This is a genomic window from Nocardiopsis trehalosi NBRC 14201 (assembly GCF_001552555.1).
Lineage (GTDB): Bacteria > Actinomycetota > Actinomycetes > Streptosporangiales > Streptosporangiaceae > Nocardiopsis_B > Nocardiopsis_B trehalosi.
This window is the reverse complement of sequence record NZ_BCRK01000349.1, coordinates 1-1,397: the sequence shown is the minus strand read 5'-3', so window position 1 is coordinate 1,397 and position 1,397 is coordinate 1. Positions and strand designations below refer to the sequence as shown.

At 78.0% G+C, this 1,397-nt stretch carries 1 protein-coding gene; it reads left to right on the top strand.

Features of this window, described 5'->3' with window-relative positions:
* Positions 1-275 precede the first annotated feature (275 nt).
* Positions 276-1,397, top strand: a 1,122-nt coding sequence (locus tag NT8_RS28060) for a serine/threonine protein kinase (protein ID WP_157516011.1), incomplete at its 3' end; no start/stop codon positions are given.

Genomic DNA, 1,397 nt, shown 5'->3' with positions numbered 1-1,397 from the left:
GGCGGGTGTCCTCGGCCCGCCACACCTCGCCCATGCCGCCGGAGCCCAGCCGCTCCACCAGCCGGTACCGGCCGTCCAGCACGCGTTCCACCACTCCGCCTTCTCGCCCTCGTCGTCCCCGGTTCCGCAGGGTACCGGCCGCCGGGGGCGGCGCGGTCGGCGCCGTGCCGGAGGGCGCCGGAGCCGCCCGTGCCGGGGCCCGTGGGACTCCGGTTACCCTTGTCCCGATTCCCCTCCGCTGTCGCACACGCCCCGTTGTGGAAGAAGCGTCGCCCGTGAGTTCTGCGTTGTTCGTCGGCCCGGACTCCCAGCCGGACAAGTACCGCCTCGTGCGCTCCGTCGGGCGCGGCGGCGAGGCCACGCTCTACCTCGCGGAGGTCCGGCTGGCGGGCGGGACCGAGCCGGTCGTGGTCAAGGTCCTCAACGCCGAGGTCGCCTCCTCACCGGCGGAGTTCGCCGAGCTGAGTGCCCGGTGGGGCGAGCAGGCCGAACTCCTCCGCTTCATCCACCGGCTCGGCGTCGTGGGCGTGCGCGAGCACTTCGAGGGCGCGCCCGAGCACCCGCAGGGCGGCGCGGCCCGCTCGGGCGACCGGTGCCTGTACCTGGTGATGAACCACGTCGAGGGCGTCGACCTGCGCGACTGGCGGGCCGAGCACCCCCTCGACTCGCCCCGCGCCCGGCGCGAGGTCCTGGGCTACCTGGAGCAGGTCGCCGAGGTGCTCGACCACCTGCACTCCGGACGGGCCACGCCGTCCCGCCGCATCGTCGTGCACGGCGACCTGTCGCCCGGCAACATCATGATCAGCAGCGAGGGGCAGGCGACGCTGGTCGACTTCGGGCTGAGCCGCATCGCCGCCCGGCACATGACCGCCCGCCCCTGGTTCACCCCCGGCTACGCCGCCCCCGAGGTCTTCGCCGGCGAGTACACGGCCGCCACCGACCGCTACGCCTTCGGCGCCATCGTCTACTACGCGCTGACGGGGGAGGAGCCGCCGCCCGCGCCGGAGCAGCTGCGCGCCGCCTACGCAGCGCTGCCCCTGCTGGCGGGCGCCGGCCCGGACGCGGTGGCGGCCGTCACCGCCATGTTCTCGGTCGACCCCGCCGCGCGGCCCATGTCGCTGGCCTGGCTGCGCACGCTCCGCTCGCTGGACACCTCGGTGCGCTGGAGCGCCCCGCTCGCCGGCCCCACCGCGCCCGGCGAGCCGACGGAGCCCGGCGGCGGCATCCCCACCGCGCCCCTGAGCGGGCCCGTGGGCGAGCCCTCCGCCGGCGCGGCCGCGCCCGCCGCGTTCGGCGCCGCCCCGGCCGGGCCGGCGCTTCCGGCCGCGACCCCCGCCGGGCCGCCCCCCGCCCCCGCTGCCGCGCCCGGCCGCCCGGCGCCCGCCGGTGCGGCGGGG